General features: G+C 48.5%; 19 protein-coding genes. 5 read left to right on the forward strand and 14 right to left on the reverse strand.

Translation table 11 applies throughout. From position 1 onward, the window contains the following. Positions 1-115: 115 nt before the first annotated feature. Together NST84_RS20875 and NST84_RS20880 are read right to left on the reverse strand one after the other, a co-directional pair. Positions 116-331: a hypothetical protein gene (locus NST84_RS20875; protein ID WP_342562072.1), complete on the reverse strand. Its 216-nt coding sequence runs from the start codon at positions 329-331 to the stop codon at positions 116-118. Between the two features lie 78 nt (positions 332-409). Then, positions 410-736, reverse strand: coding sequence for a DUF3139 domain-containing protein (locus NST84_RS20880; RefSeq protein WP_342562073.1), 327 nt, complete (start codon positions 734-736; stop codon positions 410-412). 165 nt (positions 737-901) lie between these two features. Between NST84_RS20880 and NST84_RS20885 the strand changes: the two genes are divergently transcribed. Both NST84_RS20885 and NST84_RS20890 read left to right on the forward strand, forming a co-directional pair. Next, a complete protein-coding gene (locus NST84_RS20885; RefSeq protein WP_090712840.1) occupies positions 902-1,120 on the forward strand; it encodes a hypothetical protein in 219 nt (72 codons plus the stop codon). Positions 1,121-1,442: 322 nt separating this feature from the next. Continuing rightward, complete coding sequence (locus tag NST84_RS20890) at positions 1,443-2,651, forward strand: GNAT family N-acetyltransferase (RefSeq protein ID WP_342562074.1); 1,209 nt, start codon at positions 1,443-1,445, stop codon at positions 2,649-2,651. Positions 2,652-2,779: 128 nt separating this feature from the next. On the opposite strand, the gene NST84_RS20895 is transcribed toward NST84_RS20890, so the two are convergent. The 12 genes from NST84_RS20895 to NST84_RS20950 form a co-directional block, all read right to left on the reverse strand. Next, a complete protein-coding gene (locus NST84_RS20895) occupies positions 2,780-3,700 on the reverse strand; it encodes a BadF/BadG/BcrA/BcrD ATPase family protein (RefSeq protein ID WP_342562075.1) in 921 nt (306 codons plus the stop codon). 12 nt (positions 3,701-3,712) lie between these two features. Next, the gene (locus tag NST84_RS20900; protein ID WP_342562076.1) at positions 3,713-5,257 is read right to left on the reverse strand and encodes a glycoside hydrolase family 3 protein; all 1,545 of its coding nucleotides are present in this window, start codon (positions 5,255-5,257) and stop codon (positions 3,713-3,715) included. A gap of 35 nt (positions 5,258-5,292) precedes the next feature. After that, positions 5,293-6,435 (reverse strand): DUF1343 domain-containing protein, encoded by a 1,143-nt coding sequence (locus tag NST84_RS20905; RefSeq protein WP_342562077.1) that lies wholly within the window; start codon positions 6,433-6,435, stop codon positions 5,293-5,295. Position 6,436: 1 nt separating this feature from the next. Beyond that, positions 6,437-7,141, reverse strand: a complete 705-nt coding sequence (locus NST84_RS20910; RefSeq protein ID WP_342562078.1) for a PIG-L family deacetylase — start codon at positions 7,139-7,141, stop codon at positions 6,437-6,439. 2 nt (positions 7,142-7,143) lie between these two features. Then, complete coding sequence (locus tag NST84_RS20915) at positions 7,144-8,112, reverse strand: GNAT family N-acetyltransferase (RefSeq protein ID WP_342562079.1); 969 nt, start codon at positions 8,110-8,112, stop codon at positions 7,144-7,146. Next, positions 8,112-9,332, reverse strand: a complete 1,221-nt coding sequence (locus tag NST84_RS20920; protein WP_342562080.1) for an anhydro-N-acetylmuramic acid kinase — start codon at positions 9,330-9,332, stop codon at positions 8,112-8,114. The genes NST84_RS20915 and NST84_RS20920 overlap by 1 nt, the downstream gene beginning before the upstream one ends. Further along, positions 9,332-10,192 (reverse strand): carbohydrate ABC transporter permease, encoded by an 861-nt coding sequence (locus NST84_RS20925; protein ID WP_090712869.1) that lies wholly within the window; start codon positions 10,190-10,192, stop codon positions 9,332-9,334. The genes NST84_RS20920 and NST84_RS20925 overlap by 1 nt, the downstream gene beginning before the upstream one ends. Positions 10,193-10,209: 17 nt before the next feature. Then, positions 10,210-11,112, reverse strand: a complete 903-nt coding sequence (locus NST84_RS20930; protein WP_221798450.1) for a sugar ABC transporter permease — start codon at positions 11,110-11,112, stop codon at positions 10,210-10,212. Between the two features lie 106 nt (positions 11,113-11,218). Continuing rightward, a complete protein-coding gene (locus NST84_RS20935) occupies positions 11,219-12,655 on the reverse strand; it encodes an extracellular solute-binding protein (protein ID WP_342562081.1) in 1,437 nt (478 codons plus the stop codon). Between the two features lie 57 nt (positions 12,656-12,712). Further along, positions 12,713-13,618, reverse strand: a complete 906-nt coding sequence (gene murQ / locus NST84_RS20940; RefSeq protein WP_342562082.1) for an N-acetylmuramic acid 6-phosphate etherase — start codon at positions 13,616-13,618, stop codon at positions 12,713-12,715. A gap of 356 nt (positions 13,619-13,974) precedes the next feature. Continuing rightward, positions 13,975-14,838 carry a MurR/RpiR family transcriptional regulator gene (locus NST84_RS20945; RefSeq protein ID WP_342562083.1) on the reverse strand — a complete coding sequence of 288 codons (864 nt, stop codon included), beginning with the start codon at positions 14,836-14,838 and terminating at the stop codon, positions 13,975-13,977. Positions 14,839-14,915: 77 nt separating this feature from the next. Beyond that, positions 14,916-15,917 (reverse strand): pectinesterase family protein, encoded by a 1,002-nt coding sequence (locus NST84_RS20950; protein WP_342562084.1) that lies wholly within the window; start codon positions 15,915-15,917, stop codon positions 14,916-14,918. Between the two features lie 191 nt (positions 15,918-16,108). Between NST84_RS20950 and NST84_RS20955 the strand changes: the two genes are divergently transcribed. The 3 genes from NST84_RS20955 (at position 16,109) to NST84_RS20965 (ending at position 20,465) form a co-directional block, all read left to right on the forward strand. After that, positions 16,109-17,119 carry a LacI family DNA-binding transcriptional regulator gene (locus NST84_RS20955; protein ID WP_342562085.1) on the forward strand — a complete coding sequence of 337 codons (1,011 nt, stop codon included), beginning with the start codon at positions 16,109-16,111 and terminating at the stop codon, positions 17,117-17,119. A 138-nt stretch (positions 17,120-17,257) separates the two neighbouring features. Beyond that, positions 17,258-18,670: a tagaturonate reductase gene (locus NST84_RS20960; protein WP_342562086.1), complete on the forward strand. Its 1,413-nt coding sequence runs from the start codon at positions 17,258-17,260 to the stop codon at positions 18,668-18,670. Positions 18,671-18,977: 307 nt separating this feature from the next. Further along, a complete protein-coding gene (locus tag NST84_RS20965) occupies positions 18,978-20,465 on the forward strand; it encodes an altronate dehydratase family protein (protein ID WP_342562087.1) in 1,488 nt (495 codons plus the stop codon). Positions 20,466-20,471: the final 6 nt, after the last annotated feature.

Raw genomic sequence — 20,471 nt, forward strand, 5'->3', positions numbered from 1 at the left:
CTATTTATACAGAATTCTATGCTCATCCGTTATTCTCGCGTTGCAGCAGCCCGCCGATGCCCTGCTTCTGACAATCCGGATGCACCGCAATCGGCGCCAGCACAATCACCCGCTGCTAATGCTCCTTGTCTGCTACCTTAGCCCCGCTCAGTAAAATATGGCCGACCACATTGCCCTTCACCTCAGCCACAATAGACGGCTCCGGGATGAACTCTACTGAAGCCCTGATCCTTTCAACCAGCTTCGCCTCTTCCTCACGGTTTCCGAATGCCTGTTCATTCAGCCGGAAAACCTGCCCATAATCCTCAGCCCTCTCCGTTCTGATCAGCATGTATCCCCCTCCTCCATTCAGCCATCCCCGATTTCATGTATAGCCTTTTACGCGTGTAAATCCGTATTGTCCAGAACCTCACCATCCTTCGGCAGAATCCACATGCTTCAATCTGGCCTCCCTGTATCCGTTCTCCCGCCCCTCGGGAGTAATGCTGTAACTAAACTGCAGGACACCGGCATGGGCAAAATAAATATACTCCACCCCCGGCTCATCCCTAAACTCAACCTCTACCAAAAAAGGCGGCGCCTTGATGCTCCAGATCCCTTCTACCGAAGCAATCTCCTCTTTCTTGTAGCCCTTTGTATCCGTCAGATAGGCGGAGACCCGCTTGGCGTACAGGATTTTATTAACCTGCACATACACCACCGGAGACAGAACCAGCAGCACAATCAGAACACGCAATACGTAAACAAACCTTCGCCTCACCGGACTCAGCTCCAATCGCCTCCTTCTGCTAATGACCTGCTTTCATCATTTTTGCAAATTAAACCTGTTTTCAAAACGCGTCTGCTGTCGTAAAATAGTTGAAAAGCATTTGGAGCGAAAAGGATACGGAGGGCCGTGACGATGCCAAAGCCGCTTGTCAAAAACATTGATTTTTTTGTTGCCGCCATGTCGCAGACCTTTGTGTCCGCACTGCAGCTTGACCCTGACGGAATGTATTCCCAGGTCGGCTACGGCATTATTGAAAAATTCTCCGAGGATTATGTGCGGGTCAAACGCTTTGACGGCACGGTGTCGCATTATGACCGGGGAATAACCAAATTTCAGCATAACCGGGCATAGGACATCAGATACACTATTTCTCCCGCCGGGCTGAATTTCCTTCTTTTTCCACAGGCGGATATAATTCTGGCGCTGATGGATCAGATAGAAGAAGCAGTATTCCAGTTGGCAAAAAAAAGCGGACGCACGCTCAGCATGCATCCGCTTTTTGGGTTGTTTGTGTACAGCCGCCCCGCCTATGTCTGAAGCTGCTTCAATTCGTAGAAGGTGCAACGTTGACGAAAAATATTTTCACCATTAAGATCATATTATGATAATAAATTTCATCATTACGCGCCCGTCAGTCTAACTAAATTCGTGGCCACGCAGGAGGAAATGAAAGATGACGACAGCTTCAGACAGAACGATCACGGTAACGAACCGTCCTACCAGAGATCAGCTTGAGAAGATTTACGATATTTTGGATGAATGTTTTTCCGTAGGTCGGACTTTTTTTCAGGAAAGACTAGACCTCGACAGCGCATACGATCCGGATACTACATGGTTTGCGACGGTCGACGGCAAGATCGCTGCCAATGTTCAAATCTTTCCGCTCTCTGTCAGAGTCGGCCAAGCGGTCTTGCAGGCGGGTGCAATGGGCAGCGTCGCTGCAGATCCGAGTTACCGCGGCATGGGACTTACTCACAAAATTCTTGCTGCACAAACGGACTATATGAGAGAAACCGGTTATGATATAAGTTTACTTTTGGCCAGTAAGCACGCATTTTATGAGAAGGTCGGCTGGAGACTTGTTCCCGAGACTGCTTACGCTGTTGAGAAGCAGCCGGGTGGTGAGCAGCCGGACGGTTACACCATTATTCCTTTTGATTCCCGCTATCTTAATGATATCCGCTGTATCTATGATCGTTTTAATCAAAACCGCACCTACACCGTAGTGCGTAATGAAACCTACTGGGAGGATCTGATCCATTGGCCGGAATGGAAAAAGGCTGACTGTCTGCTGCTTCAGCAAAACAATAAAATTGTAGCTTACGGCATTATTGAAAAAAAGGACACCGAACAGGTATTTATCAACGAATTTATCTACTTGGATGAAGCGGCGGACGGGGTTGAATACTTGTTTCATGCATTATGCCGGCTCCGCCCGAAGGCCAGGCAAATCTTAGCAATGCTGCCGGAGGATCATAAGCTATATTCCTATTATCAGCAGCATCAGGCACAACCCGTAGAAATCCATATAGCGATGTGGAAAATGATCAACCTGCATTCTACATTCCATAAGCTTCAGCCTGAATTGGAGCGCCGCCTTAATGATAATGATCGGACGGCAAATCAAGAGCTATGCATAGCGCTGAAATGCGGAGAGGAGCGGATCTGTCTTGATTACCGTCACCAGCGGCTCTCCGTTTCAGAGGATATTCCTGCCGGTTCCTATGTATCGATAGATGTGGATGAACGGAATCTGATCACTTATATGATATTCGGCTATCCGGCGGAAGGCGCCGTCGAAGAAGCTGCTGAACATGCCGATATTTTGCGGGCCCTGTTCCCGAAACAGCAGGCTGTGTTTTATTTGACCGACAAGTTTTAAACCGTTTCTGCGAGAAATAGAAGGATTATTGATGTCATGCAACATATAAATTCTTATAAAAAAGGGTGTGCCGCAAGTCCAAAATAGCCGGACTTATGACACACCCTTCTTTTGCTTCATACCAGTGATTACCCGTTGATCGCTTTTGATTTTCCGAGCAAAACAGCACCATAGGCTGCATTGTTAACAGGCATAATCAGCTTTGTCTGCGGGTAGCTTTGGGCAAGCTTCCGCTCTAATGCCTCTCTTACAAAACGGGACTTCTGCAGCACACTTCCAGCCGTTGCAATCGGGCTTTCATGTAATTCCAGCCGCTCAATAACAGGCACCACAAGCTCCAGCAGACTGGCTGCGCATTGCTCCGCAAGCTTTAGCGCCCGGGCGTCACCCAACTCGCAGGCCTTCGTCATAACCGGGGCGAGCTCTGCGATATCTTTTTTCGTTGTGTTTTTGTGATAGACAAAGCCGATAACTTCTTGTACAGTGCCAAGTCCAAGCCGCTCGTATACCAGCGCAGGGATGATCGTATCCGCTATTCTTCCGTCCTCTGCCTGAACCAGTACGGACAGGAGGTCACGCCCAATGCTATATCCGCTTCCCTCATCATCAATCAGATGGCCAAAGCCTCCTGTGCGATGCCGTCCTCCCTTATGATTAACCCCGAAGCAAATAGAGCCTGTTCCGGCAATAAGAATAATGCCCTGCATCGCATTTTGCGCTCCATACAATGCCGTTTCCTGATCACCGGTAATCGTTAAAGGGCCCATATAACCGTTATCTCTCACCTGCTTCTCCAAAAAACGAGCGACTACCGGATTGCTTACTCCTGCCGCTCCTATACATACATGAGTAACTTCCTCTAAATGGGTGCAGCAGAGCTTCGTCCGATTAAAAATCTCCTCAAAAGAGGCTGCAATAGCCTCGGCGTCACCGCCGTTATAATTAATAGGCCCTACAGTAAAGGTTAGTAAAACCTCTTCAGTATCGCCATGTGCAACGGTAACGGCTGTCTTGGTGCCGCCCCCGTCAATTCCAACAATAAACGACATACTTATATCCCCCTAAAGCTGAATCGTAATGCTGGCAGCCGGTGTTACCTCACCATTCAGGATGGGAATAAGGGATTTGAATGCCTCCGGAGAATATTCAAATGCCGTAAGGCCGCAGAACTCACCTTCGATTAATGACAAATCATAAGGCCGACCTAACGTAATTGCCGTTACTTTACAGTCTGCTGTCAAAAGCTTCTGTACAAGCGCCAGCTGACCTTTATTTTCACGCGCATTGAACAGCCCGATTACAACATGCTTGTACCCTTCAGCCTTTTGCAGCGCAGTGTTCATTTGCTCCTCGCCCGGATCAATGCTGATCATCTCATACGCTGCATCAAAATACTCACCCATATATTGGGGAAAGCTAAGCTCTTGATTCACGCTGCTGGAGGCAAGATCGGTCCGGTAGGAATGGGAGCCCATAAATAATACCTGCTTATCACCTGTTTGAACAGGCTCGAATTCACCTTTTATACGGCAAATGGTTTCGGTCCGCATCAGCTCATTCGCCCGGCGGTGAACCCCGCAGCCCACCACCCCGTAATCCGGCTCCTCAATAACCGCATACCGGGCTTTATAGGCTAAAATTTTGGCCACAGCTGCATCAATAAAAGCTTCATCTAAATCACCGGCCGCTACAGCTTCTTCTATTAAATGAACCGCTTCTTTAACCGCTGCAGGCGTGTGACTGATGAACACCAGATCAATCCCTGCTTTAATGGCTTGCAAGGCGCCTTTTGCTGTCCCGTAGTAACGTTTAATCGCATCCATTTCCAGACAATCGGATACAATCAGTCCGTTAAATCCCAATTTCTTTTTGAGCAGCTCTGTAATAATCGTATAAGACATCGTTCCCGGCACGCCGGACTTGTCGATTTGCGGAAACAAGATATGCGCACTCATGATGGCCTGTGCACCTTGCCCGATTGCGGCCTTAAACGGCAGCAGTTCAAGCTGCTCTAATTCCTCAGCCGTTTTATTAATCACAGGCAAGCCAATATGCGAATCGACATGGGTATCCCCATGACCCGGAAAATGCTTCAGCGAGGACATTACACCCCCATCGAGTAAGCCTTTCATCATTTGAATCCCGTACTGCGCTACTGTCTCAGCGGAATCCCCGTAAGAGCGAACGTTGATCACCGGATTCAAAGCATTATTGTTCACGTCCATCACGGGCGCAAGATTGAAATTAATACCTAATGCTTTTAATTCCCTGGCGGTAATTCTGCCTGCTGCATAAGCATTTTCAGGGCGTCCTGAAGAAGCAATCGCCATGGCTCCGGCTACATTCGTTGCATCCTTGGGCATTCGGGTAACCCGGCCGCCCTCCTGGTCAATCGTAATAAAGCCCGGGATGCCTGTATGTGCGGTGAACCATTGCTGCAGCTCAGCTACAAGCCCGCCTAATTGATATTTATTGCTGATATTATGTGAGAATAAAATAATATTGCCGACTTTATACTGCTCAATGACTTCCTTCAGCTCGGGGGATATCTCCGTTGACGGGAAGCCTGTTACGAACATTTGCCCGATTTTCTCGCGTAAGCTCATTTGTTCTATCGTTTTCATTCATCGCTCACCATCCGCTAGTGATATAAATGGTATTGCTTTTTCATTTCCGCAAATTGCCTGCTTTCCTCTGCAAACTGTTCGAGCAGCTGCTTTGCCTGAATATCTTTCGTACGATATACGCCGCTTCCGCCCAGCAAATCAATAAACGGGCGTGAGCCCTCCTTCACAGGAGGCAGAAATGCGAATTGCTCATACAAATCTCTTATCGTAAATAATAAGGTTACGCCAACTTCTAACGGCTTCATCACTTGAGGATCTGTAATATATATTTGTACTCCGCCGCATAGCTCCCCTGAATGCTTGGATGACGTTGGCTTGAAATGAACCGGACGGAAATACACGCCTGGAATCAGGCAGGCATTCATCTCCTCTGCCAGCTGCTTTGCCTGAATGAAGGGGGCCCCGATCATTTCAAAGGGGAACGTTGTACCCCGTCCTTCGGAGCAGTTAGTACCTTCAAATAAACATGTGCCTGTGTATAACAATGCTGTTTCATACCGCGGGATTCCAAGTGAAGGATGAACCCAAGTTAAGGCAGTATCCGGGAAAGACATGCTCCGTTCCCAGCCTTCCAGGCGCACGATATGAAGCGACGCCTTCCAGTTCATTTGATCATTTGCCATGATAGCCACTTCACCTGCGGTCAGGCCGTACCGGACAGCCAGCTCATAATTCCCGACAAAGGATTTGAAGCCTGGCTTTAAGATATTCCCTTCCACGTTCACCCCGTTAAGCGGATTCACCCGGTCGAGAACAACAAATTCCACGCCGGCTGCAGCACAATCCTCAAGGGCATACAGCATCGTATATATGAAGGTATAATACCGCACACCAATATCCTGGATATCATACACAAGGATATCTACCTTCTCCAGCATTTCCTTTGTTAAACGTTTGGAATCTTTCCGGTACAGGCTGTAGACCGGAACGTTGGTATAAGGGTCCGTATACGTCTCTACTAATGCTCCTGCGTCCAAATCTCCGCGAACCCCATGTTCAGGCGAGAACATTGCAGTAAGATTACAACGTTCATGCAATATCGTAATGGTTGATCTAAAGTCTTTGGTGAGCCCTGTCGGCGCAGTAATTAACCCCACACGCTTGCCTTCAAACAAGTGAGGATACTTTGCAATAGAGTCGATCCCGTTTAACACCATGCTACGCAAGACCCGGCTGTCTGATCTTCATCGTCTCAGCAGGCACCATGAAGGCTTCGGCATACGTTTTTCTAGCTTCACAGCCCCGGACAACCGCCAATGCTTTATAGTAATCCATATATTTAAAAGATTTGCTGTTCGTCACAAACCAATGCCGGCTTAAAGCCTCAATCCATAAGTCATAGGCCGCCTGATCAAAATCCACATATACGTAAGGGACAAAGTCCACGGCATCTTCCCAGTTTTCCGAATAGTACAGCTTGGCTGCAAAGTGGGCGGGAAGCTCACGCTCAAAGGAGGACAGGCTTGCGAAGAATCTTGCATCGCCCACGATATGATGGGTCAGTGCATGATCCTTATGCATGCTGTTTTTCCAATGAGTTATGATAATGTCGGGCTTCACGCGCCGGATAACATCGCAGACTTCCATACGAATCTGCTGATGGTCAGGCAGCTCTCCGTCACAATAATCAAATACAACAGCCTCACCGCCCAGCATAGCGGCAAAGCTTTCCGCCTCTTTCACTTTTTGCTTACGGTACTCATTCATCTCCTGCCCTGCCGGCACGCCTCTTTCACCTGGAGTTAACGCCAGTGTTACTATACGGTCTCCCTTCAAGCTATGGCTGGCCAGCACACCGCCGGATGCCAATTCCACATCGCCGACATGTGCTCCAATCGCTAATACTGTTAACTTTCCGCCCATCCTTATAGCTCCCTCCGCAATATGGAAAATTGTTTTTCAACATGAAATCCTGCTTTTTGATAGATTCGAAGAGCCGGGTTATTACTGCCAGTAAATAAAGAGATATATTGACAGCCCGCATTTTGAAAAGCTTCGACCATCCGGAAAAACAATACACTGCCGAGACCATGACCCTCATGCTCCGGGTGCACCCCGATTCCGCAAAAAAAGCCCCGGCCATCCGGCTCTACAATAATGGGACCTGCAAAACCAACAACCTCATCGCCATACACAGCCGCCACAAGAGGTTCGCCATCCCTCACATAAGCCGCTACATCCTGTTCCCACTGCGGATTCTGCAGGGCAGCAAGCATGGATTCAAGCCCTTTATGAACGGCAGGGACATAAGGAGTAACCCGATAGCCTTCTCGGTTTGCTTTTCTTTCTTTGCCTGCAATATCTTCAGGAATACTGAAATTCCCCAGCTTCAGGTACATACCGCATTGTGTCGCCCGGTCTATATACCCTCTGGCGATTAAAGCAGCATATAATGGCTGGTCCTTACTAATGCCCGGGGCATTATTGTGTTCATGCTGCGGCGCACTTGGAATATTCCATTTCAGCTTCACAGGGTTAAAGAACAGTACTTCCGCCTGTCCTTTCCCAAGCTGGCGGAATCTTGCTTCCAAACGCCGCACAAAGGCGTCGTACAGTTCCATAGAAGCGGCCTCGGAATCTATAATAACGCACGTAATATAACCGGCCACATCGCCAAGCGGGAGATTCTCCCCGCTGCAGCCGGCTGCAAAACCAGCTACGCCTTTTTCATTGCAGCCTACCCATATACACTCCGCATCGAAATAAGGATGATTAATGAATGTGTCCTGAAATTCCCGTTCGGTAAACGGCTTGTAATCATATTGGGTAGCCTGCCGGTTCCAGAGCGCCACAACTGCAGAAAGATCTTCCATGGAGAAAAGCCTGATTTGCATTATTCGAACCTCCCAGGCTGCGGATAGGGCCAAGCAATTTTGCCCATGACTACCGGCCGGGAAGCCCCGGTTACTTGTGTAACATTGTTCGGCAGCTGCTTCATCGTATGATAAGCCAGCACCGCAAAAGCAACGGCTTCTTTGGCATCACTGTTACTGCCAATATCCTCCTGTGTCAGCACCTGTACTCCATAGGGTGCAAATAATTGCCGCAAATCCCGCAATAAAGTTTGGTTATAACTCCCGCCGCCGCCAATCAACAATTGCTGAGCCTGATGCTTCGGTGCAATATACCGTTCATAGCTGTCGGCAATGCTCCAGGCCGTTAAGCGTGTAGCCGTAGCAATAACATCCTCGGCTTTCCAGTTATTCGCCTCCATTAACTGAATCATCTGTGCAGCATATTGCTCTCCAAACCGTTCTCTCCCCGTCGATTTTGGTAGAGGCATCGTATAATATTCATCCTGCTGCATCCATTTCAAAAGCTCATCAATGACCTGGCCGCCCGCAGCAATTTCACCGCCGGTATCCATTGTCATTGGCGCAAATAATCGGGATACAAGGCCATCGATAATCATATTTCCCGGCCCTGTATCGTAAGCATATACCTCTTCCGGAGAAGCATTTGCAGGAAGAACAGTCACATTTCCTATTCCTCCAATATTCTGCAGAAGCGATGTTTTCTCCGGATGGTTAAACAATAAATATTCAGTAAAAGGCACCAAAGGCGCTCCTTGTCCACCCACTGCCATATCAGCGACTCTAAAGTCTGATATGCACGGAATGCCTGTACGATTCGCTATAACTGCACTTTCGCCAATTTGAACTGTACAATGCAGGTTATAGCCGTCCATAATCTTCTCTTCCGGAGCATGGTAGATCGTTTGGCCATGTGATCCTATCGCAAATATTTGTGATGGCGTAAGTCCGCACTTTCCGATTACAGACATTGCAGCCTGGGCGTACAATTCGCCCAGCCACATGTTCATTGCGCCTACCTTATCAACCGTTGCGTTGGATGGATCAAACAGCTCAAATATCTTACTCCTGACATGCGCCGGAAACGGAGTGTTCTCAAAAGCCAATACTTCCGCCTCGATCCCAAACTCTTTTTCCGGCGAAGGTGACAGTTTAATTGCCGCCGCATCAATACCGTCTACCGATGTGCCGGACATCAGGCCGACCAGGTAAGTTACATCGACTTTCGACGTGCTGCCCATTACCCTTTCACCGCTCCGACAGCCACCCCTTCAAGGAAATACTTTTGCAGGCTGAAGAACAAAATAAACATCGGAACAGCAGAAATGGTTGCACCGGCCATCATAGGCGCAAAGTAAGTGGTATTGGCAAAGCGGAAGTTTTTGAGGCCCACCTGAATCGTCTGCATGTCCATCGTATTGGTGACCAGAAACGGCCAGAAGAAGTCATTCCATGCTGCCATAAACGTCAGAATCGCCAATACTGCCATAACGGTTTTGGATAAAGGCATAATGATATGCCAAAAGATTTTGGGTTGAGAGCAACCCTCGATTTTCGCAGCCTCAATAATTTCAACCGGAATGGAAGACATGAACTGCTTAACCAGGAATATGTTATACACGGTCACTAAGCTTGGCATAATTAATGCTGTATACGTATTTTGCAATTCAAAAACATTTACGATCAATATATACAGCGGAACCTGTGTTACCTGTGTTGGGATCATCATAGACCCCAGCAGGATAGCAAACAAAATCCCTTTTCCTTTAAATCTCATTTTGGCAAAAGCATAGCCTGCCAGCGTAGCGAAAAATACATTAGACACCGTAATACAGGCTGCTACGATAAAGGAATTGATTAACCAGTCCCAGGAATGGGAGCTGAAGTTAAAAAAGAATTTATAGGACTCAAAAGAAATTTTCGACGGGAGGATCGAATAGCTCATTGCACCGGCTTCCACCGGATCGCCGAACGAGGAAATAATCATAAAGTATATCGGGAAAATGGTCGCTGCGGCAAACAGGAGAAGGCACGTAATGATCAGACCATTACGGGCGAACAGAGACCCATTGCTTTTTATGTTATTGTTATACAAACCCATAGGTTTCTGCCCCTTTCCTAGTATTCTATGTCTTTACCTAAAAACTTAAATTGAAGGAATGAGATCAAAGCAATAACCGCTGCCAGAAGTAAGGACTGGGCCGCCGCCTCACCAAATTCGAAATATGTGAACGCATTGTTAAAAATCAACAATCCCACCATGGTTGTTGCATGGTCTGGTCCGCCGCCGGTCATCAGATAAGCATTCTGGAACACCTGGAAGGAACCGATGACCCCTGTAACCAGCAGGAATAGCGTTGTTGGCTTAAGGAAAGGGATGACGATAAACCACAGCTTTTGCAAAAAAGTTGCGCCGTCAATGTCTGCCGCTTCATAATAGCTGTTATCAATACCGAGCAAGGCCGCAAGGTAGATAATAATGGCTGTACCATGACTCGATAACCAGGACATTAACACCAGTGAAAACATGGAAGTTGCGCTGGAACCAAGCCAGTTTTGATTATCGATACCAAAAAGGCCCACCAGCTGATTGGCAATACCCGATTTTAACGGATCGAAGATCCACAGCCATACAACAGCAAGAGATACACCTGATGCTACAGCAGGCAAATAATATACCGCTTTAAAGATCGACTGTGTCTTTTTCTTGAAAGGCATAATTAAAATGGCAATCAGGAAGGACAGAAAAATATTAAACGGAACAGTTAACAGCGTATAGACTAATGTATTTTTCAGCGCTTTCCAGAACAGTTCATCTGCAAAGGAATTAACAAAGTTCTCCAGACCTACGTAAGTGGACCCCAATGGACCGTATTCCTGCAGGCTGATTATAAATGCATTGATTACCGGATAGGCGGTAAATAAAGAAAACGCAATAAGTGCTACTGCGATAAACGCGTATCCCCAACCAGAGTCACTTTCAAGCTTCAACTTTTTTCTTTTGGTCAACATTTGATTCATTGGGCCGCACCTCTCTTCTTCAAAAAATACCAGCTGCTGACTAGATCCAGAAGGAAAGCTGTACGTTCCAGTTACGTACAGCTTTCGCATGCCTTTCTAAGACAATCTAGTCAACTACTACACCGTCTTCACCGAAGGATTTGACGGCAGCTGCTTTAACTGCCTCGTACATCTCCTGCGGGGTAATTTCATCGGCAAGCAGGGCTTGCAGTTTGGGAATAATCACTTCTGTTTCAATTTTAATGGCTTCTGCAGCCAGATCTGTAGGAATATCTGTACGGGCCGGGAGCGCTTTGGCCATCATAGCTTGACCTGCCGCAACGTTATCTTCGTTCCGAGGAAATTGTTCCAGCACTTCTGCCTTACGACCGGACTCTGTAATAGGTGTCAGGAAGAGCTCGTTACTATAGTTAGCAGCAATGGAACCGGAGGACAGGAAGTTCATCGCCAAGGCGATATTTTTGATATGTTCTTCAGAAGGCTCCTTTTTACCACGCAGTGCGATGTAACCATCTACTATGGAAGTAGGAATATAATCGGCACCGTTGAAGGTTGGGACCGGAAGCGAAATGTAGTCCACTTCAATTGAATCTGCAACAGCCGAACCATCGTTCGCTTTAATCTTCTCATTGTTCAGACGGGCGGAGTTTTCAAATGCAGATAAACCTTTACCCGTGATCATCGTCTGGCCGGTCAGGAACATATTCCAGCGTTTGCCGGCATCGATGGAGCTCAACTCTTTAGGCATAGAACCATCGTCGACCATTTCACGGATAGCTGTCAGCAGACCCAGGAATTTTTTGCTTGTATATGTGTATTTCAGGTCATTATCGAAGTAATCCGGCAGACCTGCCGTTTTGGCAAGGATAGCCAGATAATCTTTAGAGGCCACACCGGATGTGGCGAACACGAAACCGTAACGGGTAGTTTCACCGCTATCATTTTTCACTACGCCTTTTGAGATGGCATCCCGGAACTCTTCATAGGTCCAGCCGTTTTGCTGAATACTTTTCCAATCAATCCCGGCTTCTTCAAGGAATTGTTTGTTCCCGCCGATTGTGTGGATTTCCATATATGCCGGCAGGCCGTATTGAGCGTCACCTAACTGGAAATATTTCATTGGAACTTCATCATAATCCGCCTTTATTTCATCAGATAGTACGGTGTTCAGGTCGATCAGTACATTCAGCGCTGCATATTTTGAAAGTCCGGAGGCACCGATCCAGGCAATGTCGGGAGGGGAGCCCGCATTTACTTGAGTATCAAGCTTTTGCGTCATATCTTCCCAGCTCGCCGGTTCGATTTTCAGAGTCAAATTAGGATGCAGTGTATTAAATTCTTGTTCCATATCTGCAAAACGCGCCTGGTAATTAGCCGATACCGGTGGCAATAATGCAGTTATCGTATCTTTCTTCACACCGCCGCCGCTGTTGCCTGCACTTCCGGAATCAGCAGTGTTATTTGCGTTTCCTCCACAAGCGGATAACAACGATACCATCATGATTGCTGACAAAAGCAGAGTTGATACACTTCTTTTTTTCATTGAGGCAGCCTCCTTAATTTTCAAAAGCATCCATCGTCTCATTTCACTTCTTGGCCATTAATTAAATGATAAGATTGCCTGTTTCAGTTGTCCGCCATTCGCATCAAGCGCCTCTCCTGCCGCCTTAGCATCTAACCCCGTTTTAATCATCATGATCGCCAGCTTACAATTCAATCCTGCCTTTTCAAGTGTATCTGCGGCGGTTGAAGCATCTACATCCGTAGTACTCATGATAATACGGATTGAACGATCCACCAGCTTAACGTTGCTCGCCTTTAAATCCACCATTAAGTTGTTATACGTTTTCCCTAACTTGACCATGGTGCATGTGGTCAGCATGTTAAGCACCAGCTTTTGTGCGGTTCCTGCCTTTAACCGGGTCGAGCCGCTAATGACCTCCGGCCCCACAACAGGTGAAATACAAATATCTACAATAGGTTCAAACATCGAGCCTTTGTTATTGCACACACCGATCGTTGCTGCTCCCAGCTCCTTTGCCTTCGTTAAAGCTGCAATAACAAACTTTGCACTGCCGCTTGCCGAAATGCCAATCAGGACATCCTTGTCTGTGACACCTATGCTTTCAATTAATGCGATCCCTTCATCAGCATCGTCTTCACAGCCTTCAACCGCAGTTCGTAAAGCGATATCACCCCCAGCAATATAACCCTGTACCAGGGAGGGATCGGTACCAAAGGTAGGAGGACATTCGGAAGCATCCAAAACACCCAATCTTCCTGATGTGCCGGCTCCTATATACAACATTCTTCCACCAGCAGACAGTCTGTGGTGCAGAACATCTACCGCCCTTGCAATCTGCGGAATTTCCTTAGCGATAGCCCCGGAGACCAGAGCATCTTGTTGATTCATTAACTGGACCATTTGTTCTGTGGTACATTCATCAATCAACAGGGTGTCTGGATTTACAGCCTCAGTTGTTAATCCCGCAAGGTAGTCGTTCATAGTCATCCTCCTTCTTGTCAGTGTAACCTCACAATTAATTAACAATGCATGTTAGAATACCATACATTTATTAATTTTTATACTAATATATATCCTGTAACCCGTCAATAGATTTTGAAATAAATTTTTATAAGTAAATTTTATTGCGGTTTTTTATTTCATAACCTTATACAATCTGTTATATCATATTTGTAAAGCGCTTACAATAAGAGGGTTTCAAGTAAACCTTTGACTGGTTAAACCCACATGGTTTTATTATGTAGATAATCTGACATAGCCGAAGAAAGCCGGGCATACTAAAAAAAGCATTGACCGATGATCGATCAATGCTTCACTAAAATCCATTCTATGAGAGACTAATATCTGAGCTTTTTCTTCAATATGTTATGGGTTTTGGTTAATGAGGATTTCACCTGTTCATATTCTGCACTTGCGACACCGGCAAATAAAATGTCGACAATCGTCAGCATAGCAATACGCGAGCCCATAGCACCGCTGCGGATGGTTATTTCAGGTGTAGATATACTAAGAACAATATCCGCCCGAACTGCAAGCTCACTTTTATTGTATCTCGTAATCGCAATACAAGTCGCTTTATTCTTTTGGGCAATGATCAGGGCATCAATAATATCACTGGTTGCCCCGGAGTTAGAAATGAAAATGGCAACATCATCTTTCCCGAGTAAGGTTGCTGCAGTGAGCTGACTATGACCATCCGTATAGGCATGACACATCTTGTTAATCCGTGAGAATTTCTGTTCCCCGTCCATACATACGATTCCTGAAGCCCCTATCCCAAAGAAAACAATTCTCTTACTATGACACAGTACTTCTACCGCCCGTGCAATCTCTTTCCGGTCAACGACACTGAGTGTGTCCTCAATAGACTTGACGTTATTCAATGAAATATTTGAAATAATGGTTGAGAGATCATCACCCGGCTGAATATCTGTATACTGGGCCTTTGAATCCTCATCACGGGAACCCAAAGAAGCAGATATACTCACAATAAAATTGCGGTATCCGCTGTAGCCCATCGTTTTACAGAATCGCAGGACCGAAGCATCGCTCGTTTTACTCGATTGGGCCAATTCCTTAATGGATAAATGGGGGATCTCTTCCTTATTTTCCAGAATATAATCCCCGACCATCCGTTCAACCGGAGTAAAGCTTTCTCTCATTTCACGAATCTTGATTAATATATTGTCATTTAAACTCATAATCTACCTACTCAAGATTTAATGAACATCATAGGTATTATCATAAACAATATAGACAACCTATTTCAATAGCATTATCATTTTGATGCACTTAAATTCATATTATTAGTCTGATCCGACCATCCGGTCATGTAGAACTCCGTCCCGGCAAAAACCTGCGCTTTATCCGGGGCAGCTTCCCCTGCCCCTGCCACATATGCCCACGGTACACGCTGTCCCCGCAGCTCCCCTATGCCTGACGCTGCATATTCGCTGTAACGGACAGTGGCTTCATTGGCCGGGTTACCCCAGTTATCCCAGCCGGCAGGATGAATATGTGCCCCCAAACGGCAGTTTACAAAGGCCGTTGCCGCATAGCTGCGCCATGGCCGCCCCAGATAGATGCCCGAGACATCATCAGAGGCTGTCAGCAGACACTCTTCGAATACATAGCCGTATGCCTGATTCTCAGGCGTAGATGCTGCCGTTACATAACCGACGCCATCATGGGTGGAGCGCAGGCTGCGAATTTCGCAATGCTCGAAATAAGCGGTTGCCCCGCCAAAAATAAAATCCACCGTCCCTTCAATGTAGCACCGGGAGTACAGCTGGCGGCACTGCTCATGCCGCTCACGCAGCGGAATGCCGCCGAAGGCAAAGCCATGCTTGTTCGCCGCAGGCAGCGGACCGGTAAAAATCGTGTCCTGATGCCCCTTAAATGTACAATTGCGGAATACCGTCTCGTCGCAATGAGCATAGAGGGCCAGCGCCTGGCCTATTTCCGGCCCTTGCCCGGCTGTATTGGCGACAGTCAGATTTTCGATTACCAGTCTGCTGCCGTTCAGGAACAGCGTTGGGGTGGCAAAGGTGCCCTGCTCTTCACCTGTTTCATCCAGCTGCCGGGCATAGCGGTTATTAGTAATAGTAACATCACCCACGCCGGCAATCGTCAGATCCGACCGGTAGATCCGTACCAATTCCTCGTACACACCAGCCAGAATATATATTGTTTCATGCTCCTGCGAGGGCCGGCGCTCAAGCTCATCCACCGCTTCCTGGATTGTCCGGTAATCACAAAAGGCCTCTTTTCCTACCCACATGGTCAATATCCTCCTCAGATTTTATATCCTGCACCCTTCCGGCCGCCTCATACAAACAAGATGATTATAGCGCTTTCTTGATGAATGCGCCAACAAAAATTTTAACGTGTGCATTTTAACATTCCCTTGACTTGACGGGGTTTGAGGAATACACTGGAATCGTTAACAATTCCATTTTCCGGGGAGAGCATATGATAACAATCAAAGACATTGCACGTGTTGCAGGCGTCTCCCATACTACGGTGTCCAGAGCACTGAACGGCAGCCCGCTGATCAAGAAGGTCACCCGCGACAAAATTGAACGGATCGCAGCCGAGATGAACTATGTGCCCAATTACAATGCGAAGAGCCTTGTTACCAAACGCTCCTTCACCATCGGGCTGTTCTTCTCCAGTATTGATCAGGGAACCTCGTCGAGCTTCCTGGTGGATGCCATCAAGGGCATCAGCCATGCGCTGGATGAGAATTACAATCTGACCGTTCACGGGATTGACGGGGTGCGTAACTTCGGCAACATTCAGCCGCAGCGCTTTGACGGTATTCTCGTCATGAGCCAGAGCGATGAGGATAATGCTTTTATCTACCATGTCAAAACCATGGGCATTCCGCTTGTGGTGCTGAACCGCCAGCTGGAGGATCCCGGCATTATGAATGTGGTGGCCAATGACCGCGAAGGGGTCAGGGAAGCCATCGATTATGTGGTTTCGCAGGGGCACCAGAAGCTGGCTATTATTGAAGGCAAACCCGGCTTCAAGTCCTCCACCGAGCGTAAGCAGGGCTTTATGGACAGTCTGATCGCCCACCGTCTTCCGCTTAATTCCGGTTATTTTGTGCAGGGGGATTACAGCATTGAGAGCGGTTATGCCGCCATGTCCCGGCTGCTCAGCCTTCCGGAGCCTCCGGCCGCCGTCTTCTGCTCTAACGACGATATGGCCATCGGGGCCATGAATGCCTGCTATGCCCATAAGATCAGCGTTCCGCAGCAGATTTCCCTGCTCGGCTTCGACGATATTATGTTTGCGCGTTATACGAATCCTGCCTTGACCACTGTACGCAAGCCGATAGCAGATATCAGTGAGCTGGGCACAAAGATGCTGATCCAGCTGCTGCTGCAGCCGGATACGAAGCCGCAGCAGCTGTTCGTCAAGACATCACTGGTTGTGCGCGATACGGTAGAGGCTGCTGGGATCTCAACTGTTTAACCACCGCAATTCTATGTTCTTGCAGAATCGGATCCCCCTCTCATCCAGAAGGGCAGATCCTTTTCTTCCAGATAAAAATGTTAACGTGTGCATTTATTAAACTTTATCTATTTAAATTTAAAGGAGACGTTGAAAACCATGACAAACCGCCTATCCAGAACCACCCAGCCCGGCCTGCCCGTCTATCCTGAACGGATGATCCAGTTCGGCGAAGGCAATTTTATGCGTGCCTTTGTAGACTGGCAGCTGCAGCAGATGAACAGCCAGGGGCTGTTTAACGGCAGCGCCGTACTCGTTCAGCCGATCGGCCAGGGGCTCGGCGGACTGATGGCAGAGCAGGACAATCTGTATACGGTGCTGTTAAACGGCATTATGCAGGAGCAGACCGTAAATTCACGTGAGATCATTACGAGCGTCAGCCGGGTGATCAGCCCTTATGATGATTATGCGGCCTACCTGGCTCTGGCAGAAGACGATGCTCTGGAATTCATTACTTCCAATACTACTGAAGCGGGCATTGCCTACAGTGCCGGCGACAGTCTGAATGATACCCCTCCAAAGAGCTTTCCGGCCAAGCTGACCGCCTTGCTGCACAAACGCTTTGAGCTCGGCAAAAAAGGCTTCATCATTATTCCTTGCGAGCTGATCGACCGCAACGGCGAAAAGCTGCTGCAGATTGTACAGCAGTATGCTGCGGAGTGGCAGCTGGGCGAGGATTTCAATAAATGGCTGGTGGAAGAAAACACCTTCTGCTGCAGTCTTGTCGACCGGATCGTGCCTGGTTATCCTCGCGACAAGGCGGCTCAGCTGGAAGAGGATCTGGGCTATAAGGACAATCTGATCGTTACCGCCGAGCCGTTCCTGTTCTGGGTTATTGAAGGCCCGGCCTGGCTGGCCGAGAAGCTGCCGCTGGCTGAGGCAGGTCTGAACGTAGTCGTGACTGATGATATGACACCTTACCGCGAGCGCAAGGTTCACCTGCTGAACGGTCCGCACACGGCTATGGTTCCGCTGGCTATGATGGCTGGTCTGGAAACGGTAGAGGATGTAATGAACGATGAGACCTTCTTCCGCTTCGTGCAGGAGCTGATGAACGATGAACTGAGCCCGATGCTGGATCTGCCTGCTGAAGAGCTGTCCTCCTACTCCGCTGCTGTACTGGAACGGTTCAGAAATCCGTTCGTCCGTCACGAGCTTGCCTCCATCTCCCTGAACAGCATCTCCAAGTTTAAGTCCCGTCTGCTGCCGGTTCTGCTCCGCTATCAGCAGGAACGCGGACAGCTCCCTGAGCTGACTACGCTGGCCTTTGCCGCCCTGCTGCTCAGCTACCGCGGAGACCGTGTAGCCAGACAAGACGGCGCAGAGGTACTGGAAGTCTTTGATAAAGCCTGGAGCAATCCGGACAGCTTCGTGCAGACCATCCTTGCGGATGAGAGCCTGTGGGGTCAGGATCTGACACAGGTGCCCGGGCTTACTAACGCTGTTGCTGCGAAGCTGCAGGAGCTTGACCGTACAGACAGCCGTGCAGTGCTGCAGCAGGCTGTGAACTAATAGAGTACCGGATTTAAAAGAACGGTTTTTGCCGTTCCAAAAACTTTAATCCTCTCTAACGGACTGAGATGCTCTTATTTTCACTAAAGTTCATTTTTTGACAGGCTAACGGACACCAGCGCCCTTATTGGCGGTCATTTCTCCACCGTCGGACTACAAAGGAAGAAATAAGCGCATTGCGGTCCGTTAGCCATCGGAATATACACTTTCAAGCCGAATAAGGGCTCTACGGTCCGTAAGATTCAGAATAAGGCAGGATACACTCCTGCTTGAGATCATAACAACTATTTTAGGAGGGACAGACAGCATGAAACGATTAATGAAAATGAACCCCCGCGATACGGTGGCTGTAGCCCTGCGTCCGGTTACCGCCGGTGAACAGCTGGAGATCGACGGTGTAAGCGTGCAGGCAGTCCAGGATATTCCCCAGGGGCACAAGATCGCCCTGACCAGCTTCAGCGAAAATGACGTCATTACCAAATACGGTTATCCGATCGGGCACGCGATTGCCCCTATCGCAGCCGGCGACTGGATTCACACGCATAACATCAAGACCAATCTCGTAGGTGAAGAAGAGTACGACTATTTGCCTGAGCTTCATCCGGTCACCTATCCGAAGCGCGACCTGACCTTCCAGGGCTACCGCCGCGTTAATGGCAAGGTAGGTATCCGCAACGATCTGTTCATTATCCCGACCGTAGGCTGTGTAAACGGGATTGCTGAGCAGATGCTGTCCGAGTTCAAGGCGGAGCACCCCGACCTGGGCGGCTTCGATAACCTTACCGTGCTGAAGCATCCTTACGGCTGCTCCCAGCTGGGGGATGACCACCGCATGACCCGCAGCATCCTGCTGGATGCCGTGAATCATCCGAATGCCGGCGGCGTGCTTGTATTCGGCCTCGGCTGCGAGAACAATATCGTCTCCGAATTCCGCAGCATTCTCGGTGATTACGATGAGAGCCGGGTTAAATTCCTGGTTGCCCAGGAGGTCGGCAATGAGGTTGAGGCCGGACTGGCGCTGCTGGAAGAGCTGTATGATGCCGCGAAGGATGATAAGCGTGAGCCCGTTCCTCTCAGCGAGCTGAACATCGGCCTGAAATGCGGCGGCTCTGACGGCTTCTCCGGCATTACGGCCAACCCGCTGCTGGGCGCTTTCTCCGATTTCATCATTTCCCAGGGCGGAACCTCGGTTCTTACGGAAGTACCGGAGATGTTCGGCGCGGAGAAAATGCTGATGGCCCGCGCGGAAAGCCGCGAGGTCTATGAGGATATCGTCTCCCTGATCAACAATTTTAAACAGTACTTCCTCTCCTACGGCGAGCCGGTATATGAGAATCCTTCCCCGGGTAACAAAGCCGGCGGTATCAGCACACTGGAAGACAAATCACTTGGCTGCACCCAGAAGGCCGGTACTTCTCCAGTCGTTGACGTGCTGGATTATGGCGTAAAGCTGCGCAAAAAAGGCCTCAGCCTGCTGCAGGCCCCGGGTAACGATCTGGTGGCTGCTTCTGCTCTTGCCGCCTCCGACTGCCAGCTGGTACTGTTCACCACCGGCCGCGGTACGCCGTTCGGCAGCTTCGTGCCTACAGTTAAGGTAGCAACCAACAACGAGCTGTTCGCCAAAAAAGGCCACTGGATGGACTTCAACGCAGGTCCCCTGCTGGAAGTACCGATGGCTGAGGTGCTGGAAGAGTTCATTTCTTATATCATTGCCGTGGCAAGCGGCCAGAAAACACGCAATGAGCAAAATGAAGTGCGGGAGCTGGCTATTTTCAAAACCGGGGTTACGCTATAATCTCTT

Origin of the sequence: Paenibacillus sp. FSL R7-0345 (genome assembly GCF_038595055.1) — a bacterium.
In the GTDB taxonomy this organism is placed as follows: Bacteria; Bacillota; Bacilli; order Paenibacillales; family Paenibacillaceae; genus Paenibacillus_AQ.

Coding starts and splice junctions, on each gene's coding strand:
- NST84_RS20875 (WP_342562072.1), bottom strand. CDS start 331: ATGCTGATCAGAACGGAGAGGGCTGAGGATTATGGGCAGGTTTTCCGG.
- NST84_RS20885 (WP_090712840.1), top strand. CDS start 902: ATGCCAAAGCCGCTTGTCAAAAACATTGATTTTTTTGTTGCCGCCATG.
- NST84_RS20890 (WP_342562074.1), top strand. CDS start 1,443: ATGACGACAGCTTCAGACAGAACGATCACGGTAACGAACCGTCCTACC.
- NST84_RS20895 (WP_342562075.1), bottom strand. CDS start 3,700: ATGTCGTTTATTGTTGGAATTGACGGGGGCGGCACCAAGACAGCCGTT.
- NST84_RS20900 (WP_342562076.1), bottom strand. CDS start 5,257: ATGAGCTTACGCGAGAAAATCGGGCAAATGTTCGTAACAGGCTTCCCG.
- NST84_RS20905 (WP_342562077.1), bottom strand. CDS start 6,435: ATGGTGTTAAACGGGATCGACTCTATTGCAAAGTATCCTCACTTGTTT.
- NST84_RS20910 (WP_342562078.1), bottom strand. CDS start 7,141: ATGGGCGGAAAGTTAACAGTATTAGCGATTGGAGCACATGTCGGCGAT.
- NST84_RS20915 (WP_342562079.1), bottom strand. CDS start 8,112: ATGCAAATCAGGCTTTTCTCCATGGAAGATCTTTCTGCAGTTGTGGCG.
- NST84_RS20920 (WP_342562080.1), bottom strand. CDS start 9,332: ATGGGCAGCACGTCGAAAGTCGATGTAACTTACCTGGTCGGCCTGATG.
- NST84_RS20925 (WP_090712869.1), bottom strand. CDS start 10,192: ATGGGTTTGTATAACAATAACATAAAAAGCAATGGGTCTCTGTTCGCC.
- NST84_RS20930 (WP_221798450.1), bottom strand. CDS start 11,112: ATGAATCAAATGTTGACCAAAAGAAAAAAGTTGAAGCTTGAAAGTGAC.
- NST84_RS20935 (WP_342562081.1), bottom strand. CDS start 12,655: ATGAAAAAAAGAAGTGTATCAACTCTGCTTTTGTCAGCAATCATGATG.
- murQ (WP_342562082.1), bottom strand. CDS start 13,618: ATGAACGACTACCTTGCGGGATTAACAACTGAGGCTGTAAATCCAGAC.
- NST84_RS20945 (WP_342562083.1), bottom strand. CDS start 14,838: ATGAGTTTAAATGACAATATATTAATCAAGATTCGTGAAATGAGAGAA.
- NST84_RS20950 (WP_342562084.1), bottom strand. CDS start 15,917: ATGTGGGTAGGAAAAGAGGCCTTTTGTGATTACCGGACAATCCAGGAA.
- NST84_RS20955 (WP_342562085.1), top strand. CDS start 16,109: ATGATAACAATCAAAGACATTGCACGTGTTGCAGGCGTCTCCCATACT.
- NST84_RS20960 (WP_342562086.1), top strand. CDS start 17,258: ATGACAAACCGCCTATCCAGAACCACCCAGCCCGGCCTGCCCGTCTAT.
- NST84_RS20965 (WP_342562087.1), top strand. CDS start 18,978: ATGAAACGATTAATGAAAATGAACCCCCGCGATACGGTGGCTGTAGCC.